Annotated in this window: 7 protein-coding genes and 1 pseudogene; all 8 read left to right on the top strand. The window is 53.9% G+C overall.

Features of this window, described 5'->3' with window-relative positions; all coding sequences use genetic code 11:
• Positions 1-4 precede the first annotated feature (4 nt).
• Positions 5-292, top strand: coding sequence for a putative quinol monooxygenase (locus F3J44_RS23560; protein WP_167276532.1), 288 nt, complete (start codon positions 5-7; stop codon positions 290-292).
• A 44-nt stretch (positions 293-336) separates the two neighbouring features.
• Positions 337-1,110, top strand: coding sequence for a LamB/YcsF family protein (locus F3J44_RS23565; RefSeq protein WP_167276535.1), 774 nt, complete (start codon positions 337-339; stop codon positions 1,108-1,110).
• A gap of 4 nt (positions 1,111-1,114) precedes the next feature.
• Positions 1,115-2,710: an urea amidolyase family protein gene (locus tag F3J44_RS23570; RefSeq protein ID WP_167276537.1), complete on the top strand. Its 1,596-nt coding sequence runs from the start codon at positions 1,115-1,117 to the stop codon at positions 2,708-2,710.
• A complete protein-coding gene (locus F3J44_RS23575; protein WP_167276540.1) occupies positions 2,707-4,416 on the top strand; it encodes a biotin carboxylase N-terminal domain-containing protein in 1,710 nt (569 codons plus the stop codon). The genes F3J44_RS23570 and F3J44_RS23575 overlap by 4 nt, the downstream gene beginning before the upstream one ends.
• A 140-nt stretch (positions 4,417-4,556) precedes the next feature.
• Positions 4,557-5,717 (top strand): Gfo/Idh/MocA family protein, encoded by a 1,161-nt coding sequence (locus F3J44_RS23580; protein ID WP_167276542.1) that lies wholly within the window; start codon positions 4,557-4,559, stop codon positions 5,715-5,717.
• 84 nt (positions 5,718-5,801) lie between these two features.
• Positions 5,802-6,779, top strand: coding sequence for a Gfo/Idh/MocA family oxidoreductase (locus F3J44_RS23585; RefSeq protein ID WP_167276544.1), 978 nt, complete (start codon positions 5,802-5,804; stop codon positions 6,777-6,779).
• Positions 6,780-6,844: 65 nt separating this feature from the next.
• Positions 6,845-7,903 carry a Gfo/Idh/MocA family protein gene (locus tag F3J44_RS23590; RefSeq protein ID WP_205300108.1) on the top strand — a complete coding sequence of 353 codons (1,059 nt, stop codon included), beginning with the start codon at positions 6,845-6,847 and terminating at the stop codon, positions 7,901-7,903.
• Between the two features lie 52 nt (positions 7,904-7,955).
• Positions 7,956-8,551, top strand: a pseudogene (locus tag F3J44_RS23595) (NAD(P)(+) transhydrogenase (Re/Si-specific) subunit alpha); the annotation flags it as partial.

Here is an 8,551-nt window from a genome sequence, read left to right on the forward strand (position 1 = left end):
AGAAATGGCAAAACTGTACGTGGTCGCTGTAACACACTCTCAGCCAGGTAAAGAAGCTGAACTTCAAAAGGCCCTGCTGGAGCTCGTGGCATACGCGAAAACCGAGCCGGGCTTCGTAAAATACGATCTTCACGTGGCCGAAGAAAACCCAGGCGAGTTCCTGTTCTACGAAGTCTGGGATGACCAGAAGTCGCTGGATCTGCACGCCAATACTGACAACATGAAAGCTTTCGGTGAGAAGTATGGTCACCTGATCAAGACCACTTCGCTTAGCAAGTACAAATTGCTGTAATCGTTTAGGTTGGCCAACGTGATATTCGATGGGTGTGCAGGATAATGGTTAAAATCGACCTCAATAGCGACCTCGGCGAAAGCTTTGGCCCATGGCCCATGGGAGACGACGCATCCATGTTGGACATCGTCACCAGCGCAAACATCGCTTGCGGTTTCCACGCGGGAGACCCTGCGGGGATTCTTTCTGTGCTCAAGGAAGCTGTCGCGCGCGGGGTCACCATTGGGGCTCACGTTGGCTATCGCGACCTGGTTGGGTTTGGCCGCCGGGTGATGGAACCTTCCAGCTCCGAACTGATTGGTGATGTTATTTATCAGATCGGCGCATTGGAGGGTTTGGCAAAGGCGGCTGGAACCACCATCAGCTATGTGAAGCCTCACGGAGCGCTCTACAACACTATCGCTAAAGATCGGCGTCAGGGCGCTGATGTGATCGCGGCAATCAAAGCAGTAAATCCGTCGCTGATCCTGCTCGTACTGGCAGGTGCACCGATTGTCGAGCAGGCTCGCGAAGCAGGCTTGCGGGTGATGTGTGAGGCATTTGCCGATCGTGCCTACAACAGCGATGGATCACTGGTGAATCGTCGCATCGCGGGTGCGGTATTGCACGATCCCGAGTTGATCACGCAGCGCATGTTGCGATTGGTTCGCGAGGGTGTGGTTGAGGCTGTCGATGGTAGTACGGTGACCCTGCAGGCGGATTCAATCTGTGTCCATGGTGATAACCCTGCTGCTGTTCAGACCGCTAAAGCCCTTCGGGACGCTTTCGAGCAAAACGATGTCCAACTGCATAGTTTCGCAGTGATGAGCGAGGGCTGATTACATGTCCAAAACCTTGCAATTTCTCCCTGCGGGATCGAATAGATTCATTGTCGAGCTTGATGATCTCGAGTCGACAATCGCTCTTGGTGACGCGCTTAAAGCAGCGTGCTTCGAGGGCTTGAAGGAAGTCGTTCCTGGTGCTGTAACACTGCACGTTTCGTACGATCCGTTCGTAACCACTGCCAGAGAGTTGTACGCTCAAATTTCTTCGCTGCGGCCACAAGCTGGCCTCAGCCGCTCCGGTGATTTAGTTGAGATTCCGATGGTTTACGACGGAGAGGATCTCGCATTTGTCGCAGACTACTTGGGTTGGTCAGTCGAGCAACTGATTCGCCGTCACCAGGCTGCTACCTTCACCGTGGCCTTTACAGGATTCGCACCTGGATTCGCTTACATGACCTGTGACGATCCAGAGCTGGACGTGCCTCGTCGTGATAGCCCTCGGGTACGTATCCCAGCAGGATCTGTTGCGCTGGCCGGTCGTTTCTGCGGAGTCTATCCATCCGATACACCTGGTGGCTGGCAATTGTTAGGGGCCACAGTGGTTCCTATGTGGGATGTGAGCCGTGAACAGGCCGCCTTGTTGAAACCAGGTGATCGGGTTCGCTTCGTTGAGGCAGCCGCCCATCAAGCAACTGGCCCTGTGGTAAAAGCGCATCCGGCTCTCCACAAATTCCAGGGCAAAGGATTCAGAGTTGTTGGTACTGATCGCCCCATACTTTTCCAAGATTTAGGGCGTGCAGGCAACGCACACCAAGGCGTTTCGCAATCGGGTGCAGCTGACTTAAACGCGCTGCGCTTGGCTAACGAACTGCTTGGTAACAGCGACACCGCTGTGGCCTTGGAAGTGACCTATGGCGGTGCGGTCTTCGAAGCTGAGTTGCCGTTAACTGTGGCAGTAACGGGAGCAGCTGTACCTCTCGCTCTTACCACGGCAGATGGTCGAGTAGCCAGCATCGCATGCTCTGCGCCAGTCGCTCTGAATGCAGGCGACACCTTGGCTCTGGGTGTGCCCTCACACGGCGTACGCAGCTATGTCGCGCTGCGCGGTGGTTTGGTAGCTCCGAAAACTCTCGGCTCTGCCTCTACCGATACGTTGGCCAAAGTCGGGCCCGAGCCGATCTTTGCAAGTGCGGTGCTGCAGCTCGCTAATGACGTATGTGGTTCAGTTTGTGCGCAACCAATTGAAGAGCCGAAGCTCCCGGCAAGTAACGATATTGTCGTGCTCGATGTAGTGATGGGGCCGCGTACTGACTGGTTTACACCAGAGGCGATTCGCACCTTCACTGAGCAGGCCTGGAAAGTCACGCCCGAATCTAACCGTGTAGGTGTTCGACTCAATGGCGCCAGTGCGCTAACCCGTGAATGTGCTGATGAGCTGCCCTCTGAGGGCACTTCGCGGGGGGCGATCCAAGTTCCACGTAATGGTCAACCGGTGTTGTTCTTGGCAGATCACCCGCTCACGGGCGGTTATCCAGTCATCGCCGTAGTAGCCGAGCACCACTTATCACTAGCGGCGCAGATCCCGATTGGTGCGCGCATCCGCTTTAACGCTATCGCTGGATTTGATCCGCAAGTTAAGGAAACCGAACGATGAAGAAATTACTCATCGCAAACCGTGGCGAAATCGCGATCCGCATCATCCGGGCTGCGAAGGATTATGGTGTGAATTCCGTCGCCATCTATTCGGACGTCGACGCTTCATCTCTACATGTCGAGCTTGCCGACGAAGCCTATGGTCTCGGCCCAGGTCGTCCAGCTGACACTTACCTCAACATTCAGAAAATTGTTGAAATCGCCAAGCGAGCGGGTGCGGATGCTGTTCACCCTGGGTACGGCTTCCTATCTGAACGAGCGGAGTTTGCACAGGCTGTTTTGGATGCAGGTTTGGCATGGGTCGGCCCATCGCCAGATGTGATTCGCGCGCTCGGAGATAAAGTTGAAGCACGCCACATTGCCCAGGCGGTAGGCGCACCGTTGGTCAAAGGTACACCGGGCCCGCTGGCAAATGCTCGCGAGGCTGTTGAATTTGCTAAAGAGGTGGGCTTGCCACTTGCGATCAAAGCGGCTTTTGGCGGTGGCGGTCGTGGGATGAAAGTCGCCCACAAGCTCGAAGATGTAGGGCAGCTGTTCGAGTCAGCGGTGCGTGAAGCGACGGAAGCTTTTGGTCGTGGTGAATGTTATGCAGAACAGTTCCTTGAGCAGCCTCGGCACATTGAGGCTCAGGTGATTGCCGATACCCATGGCAATACCGTTGTGCTCGGCACACGCGACTGCTCGTTGCAGCGTCGAAATCAGAAACTTGTGGAAGAAGCGCCGGCGCCGTTCATTACTGAAGAGCAGCGTGCGGCCATCCACAAGGCGTCTCGAGATATCTGTCGCCACGCAGGTTACGTGGGGGCGGGTACGGTTGAGTTCCTGCTTTCCCAGAATGGGACAATTTCCTTTCTGGAAGTAAATACTCGGTTGCAGGTAGAGCATCCTGTTACTGAAGTCACGACCGGCATCGATATTGTAGTTGAACAACTGCGTATTGCCGATGGTCTGCCGGTGTCGGTCTTGGAAACACCAGCTGTACGCGGGCACGCATTTGAGTTCCGTATCAATGCCGAGGATCCAGGGCGCGGCTTCTTACCTACACCCGGGAGGATCGAAAAGTTTCGCGCTCCATCGGGCCCTGGGGTGCGCCTAGACACCGGCGTAGAAAGTGGCTCAACCATCCCGGGGCTCTACGACTCCATGATGGCCAAGCTCATCGTATTCGGTGAGACGCGTGAGAAAGCTGTTAAGCGAGCCCGTCGGGCTTTGGCAGAGTTCCGAATTGAAGGTGTGGCATCTGTGCTTCCATTCCACCGCGCGGTGATGGATGAGCCGAAGTTCAATGGTGATGATAGTTTCGGCGTGTATACGAATTGGATTGAGAAAGAGTTTAAAGGGCTGCCGCCGGCAGAACGTGTAGATGCAACTGAAGATCAATTGGTTCGGTGTGCTATCGAGATTGACGGTAAGCTTCACCGTCTTGGTATCCCCTCGGCACTCTTTTCATTCAATAAGCCCAGCGTCGATGCTCTAGTGTTGGAACATGAGCAGACTGATAACTCAGTAGTGTCTCCGATTCCAGGAACGTTGCAGCAGTGGTTGGTGGAAGACGGCATGGCAGTTTTTGAGGGCGAGCCTATAGCTCTTGTTGAAGCGATGAAGATGGAAACTGAAGTAGTTGCTAAGTTGAGTGGTGTTATTAAGATTCATGCGAAGGTTGGATCAGTAGTTGGGCTTGGCGAAATAATGGCGGTGATTGAATAGGTTTGAAGTGATTTTTAGTCAGGGTGATGCACTTTGTGCGGCACTCCTTGTTGTAGTGTTCAGCATCTAATTATAGGTCGCTGGGTAGTTTTAACAGAAGCTGGGTGAGACAAATTGTCAGCCCTAGAGGAGTAAGGATCGTGAAAAAATATAATGTCGCACTGATCGGCACTGGCTTCATGGGCAAAGCCCATTCCATCGCCACTGCTGTTGTCCCAATCCTGTTCGGTGCCCCAGTTGAGATCGAGCGTAAAGTGGTTGTCGATATCGATGAAGAGCTGGCGCAAAACGCCGCCAAGCAGTATGGCTTCACCGAGTACGCCACTGATTGGCGTGATGTGGTGAACCGGTCTGACATCGATATTATCGACATCTGCACCCCGAACGATACCCATGCCGAGATCGCCATCGCTGCAGCCCTGGCTGGCAAGCACGTCATGTGTGAAAAGCCGATGTCGATGACTGTTGAAGAAGCTCAGCGCATGCAGGAAGCCGCTCGGGAAACTGGCGTAGTGACCATGGTCTCCTACAACTATCGCCACACTCCAGCGGTACAAATGGCCAAGCGCTTGATTGAAGAAGGTCGCATCGGCGACATCTTGAACTTCCGTGGCTATTACCTGCAAGACTGGGGTGCAGATCCGGAACTGCCGCTGTCCTGGCGCTTCAACAAGGCCAAAGCAGGCTCCGGCACCCTGGGCGACATCGGTACTCACGTAATTGACGCTGCTCGTCTGCTGGTGGGTGAGTTCGCTTCGGTTAACTCGATCGTCAAGACCTTCGTTCCAGAGCGTCCGCTGCCGGCTGGTCGATTCTTCGGCCCTGCTGGTCAGGCTTCGAGCGAACGTGGCAAGGTTGATGTGGATGATGCTGCACTCACCATGATCAAATTCGCCAACGGTGTATACGGTACCATTGAGGTGACTCGTAATGCCTGGGGTCACCACAACCAGCTCGGCTTCGAAATTTACGGCACCAAAGGCTCCATCGCTTTCGACTATCAGCGTCTCAACGAACTGCGCGTTGCTTTCGCAGATGATCCTAAGGATGCTTTCGGTTTCCGTACCATTTACTCGGGCCCTCACCAGCCGTTCGGTGACAAGCTCTGGCCAGTTGCGGGCATGGGGCAAGGCTACATCGATATCAAATCGATCGAATGGTACAACTTCCTGAAAGCCATCGCCGAAAACGGTAAAGCCTCGCCAAACTTCGATGACGGCCTCCAGATCGAACGAATTGCAGAGGCCATTCTGACTTCGGGCGTGAGTGGCGATTGGGAGCATATCAAGCAGCCCGCTTGATCCCCAAGCGGCAGTCTGTGGTAGGTGTGATGAAGTCACGCCTACCAGCCCTCGTGGCAAGTTTAAAACTGTAGGAGACTCTGAATGAGTATCGCGGTTGGACTGATAGGTGCTGGAGTGATGGGTAAAGAGCATGGACGTATCCTATCCATGTACACCCCAAATGCTCACCTGGCTGGGGTCTGCGATTTCGATCCGGAAAAAGCCCGTTCTATTGCTGGGAAGGCGAACGTCTTTACAGATCCTCTGGATCTGATTGCCTCTCAAGATATCGATGCAGTTTTGATTGCGTCTCCTGACTCTACTCACGCTGAACTTGTGCAAGCGTGCATAGCTGCCGAGAAGCCGGTTTTATGCGAAAAGCCGTTGGCCATGACGGCTGAGCAAGCGCGATTGATCGTTGAAGCAGAGTGCAAAAAGGGACGCTCCTTCGTGCAAGTCGGCTATATGCGTAGATTTGACCCTGGCTACGTGGAGCTTAAAAGACTTCTTGATGCTGATGCTATTGGCAAACCGGAAATACTTCACAACCTTCATCGGAACCCAGTTGCTCCCGACTGGATGACCGGCGACATGCTCATCACGAACGCTTTTGTTCACGAAATTGATGTCATGCGCTGGCTCATGGGCACCGAACTTGATTCTGTGCGGATCACTGTCGCAGAAAAAGGTGATCCTATGCTGATTGTTACGCGGCTTACTAACGGAGCAATGTCCTCGACAGAGCTGTATATGAATTGCAAGTTCGGCTATCAGGTTCACGCAGAGCTAGTCGGGGATGAGGGCACCATTGCCCTGCCTGACTTTGCATCCCCTATTGTGAATAAATCTGGATGCCGCACAGCAAATGTCCCCTTGAATTGGGTGCCGCGATTTGTTGAAGCTTATCAGGCACAAACCCGCAGCTGGGTACACAGTATTACCTCGGGTGTTCCAAACCATGGGGCAACGGCATGGGATGGTTATATTACGACCTTGATCGCTGAACAGCTGGCAGAGCAGTGCAACTCTGATCAAACAATTTTGCTTGGGCTACCGTCCCGTCCGTCGCTGTACAGATAGCTATTATCTGAGTCGATGCCGAGCGGCGAGATCGCTCGGTATTACGCACCTCTGAGGGTCTGAACGTGATTAGATATGCCGTAGTGGGAGCAGGCTGGATATCCCAGACTGCGTTTATCCCTGCCGTCTCCCTGCTGGAGAACTCCGTAATCACAGCAATTGTTTCGGGACGTCCAGAGCGAGCTCGTCAGCTTGCAGATGAACATGGAATTGAACATGTTTACTCTTACGAGGATTTTGATGAGTTGCTTTCAAGTGACCTAGTGGACGCAGTTTATATCGCTGTCCCGAATCCACTGCACGCCATATATGCAATCCAAGCGGCAAAAGCTGGCAAACACGTGCTGGTAGAAAAACCGATTGCTACGTCTCTTTCAGACGCCGACGCGATGATCTCCACGGCGAAAGCTGCAGGAGTGTCGCTCATGACAAGCTACAGATTGCATCATGATGTGGGCACGATCACCGCACTGCAAGCCATCCGTGAGGGCAAGATTGGTCGACCACTTTTCATGTCTGCAACCTTCAGCTTCCAGAGTGAAATGGGTAATCATCGCCTAGATACAGAGCACTGGGGTGGCCCGCTGCAGGACATCGGAATCTATTGCATTAACGCTGCCCGCCATGTCTTCGAAGCAGACCCAATCGCTGTTTCTGCGATGAGCACGCGTCGTAAAGATGATCCCCGGTTTGGCAGCGTGGATGACTCCATAGCTGTGACGCTCAAGTTTCCAGATGACCGGCTGGCACAGTTTTACTGCAGCTTCGGGGCCTATCCTATTGACACCTACCAGGTCGTAGGCACCGATGGTGTGCTGACTATGGATCCGGGCTTCCGTTTTGAGCATGCAATGACGATGACTCTGAAAAGTAGTGATGAGAGCGAATATGTTCACTTTCCACACTATGACCATTTTGCAGGTCAGGTCTCTTACTTCTCGGACTGCATTGAACTTGGTGTTGAGCCGCAACCCTGTGGCGAAGAGGGGCTTGCTGATCTCGAGATCCTTTTTGCTATTGAGCGGGCCGCTGCTTCTGGGCTTCCGCAGAAACTGTCTCCGAAGAAGAGTCTGCCTCGGCCCTCGGCAATTACTTTGCGTACGATAAAGCGGGCGGTTGCCTGACCTAAATTATTTATCTCGCGAAGGTTTTCTGAATTAAGAATAATAATGGAGAATGTCCTTGTATATTGGAGTGCCGTCGGAAACTGCACGCGGCGAAACGCGTGTTGCGGTAACACCTGACACAGTTAGGCGCTTAGTCGCTGCTGGACATCAAGTTGTTGTCCAAAGAGGCTGTGGTCTGCGGTCTTGCGTTACCGATACCGTGTTTGAAACTGCAGGTGCTAAGCTCGGTGAGGTGAGTGATACCTTTGCGGCTGAGGTTATTTTGAAAGTTGTTGCACCCAATGAAGAAGAGTTATCGCTGATAACAGCTGGTAGCATTCTGATTGGCATGCTCAACCCCTTCAACAGCGAACTGATTGGCAAGATGGCCGAACGCGGCATCACCGCCTTCTCCCTTGAAGCCGCGCCCCGTACCTCCCGGGCCCAAAGCCTGGACGTGCTGTCGTCGCAGGCCAATATCGCCGGCTACAAGGCCGTGTTGCTCGCCGCCCACCACTACCCACGCTTCATGCCCATGTTGATGACCGCCGCCGGCACCGTCAAAGCCGCGCGCGTGTTGATTCTGGGGGCGGGTGTTGCCGGCCTGCAGGCCATTGCCACGGCCAAGCGCCTGGGTGCAGTGATCGAGGCGTCCGACGTACGCCC

Origin of the sequence: Pantoea sp. Tr-811 (assembly GCF_011752535.1) — a bacterium.
Classification (GTDB): Bacteria; Pseudomonadota; Gammaproteobacteria; order Pseudomonadales; family Pseudomonadaceae; genus Aquipseudomonas.

What these genes read in the sequence shown, in the direction of transcription:
- F3J44_RS23585 (WP_167276544.1), top strand. Translation starts at nt 5,802, where the DNA reads ATGAGTATCGCGGTTGGACTGATAGGTGCTGGAGTGATGGGTAAAGAG.
- F3J44_RS23565 (WP_167276535.1), top strand. Translation starts at nt 337, where the DNA reads ATGGTTAAAATCGACCTCAATAGCGACCTCGGCGAAAGCTTTGGCCCA.
- F3J44_RS23575 (WP_167276540.1), top strand. Translation starts at nt 2,707, where the DNA reads ATGAAGAAATTACTCATCGCAAACCGTGGCGAAATCGCGATCCGCATC.
- F3J44_RS23570 (WP_167276537.1), top strand. Translation starts at nt 1,115, where the DNA reads ATGTCCAAAACCTTGCAATTTCTCCCTGCGGGATCGAATAGATTCATT.
- F3J44_RS23560 (WP_167276532.1), top strand. Translation starts at nt 5, where the DNA reads ATGGCAAAACTGTACGTGGTCGCTGTAACACACTCTCAGCCAGGTAAA.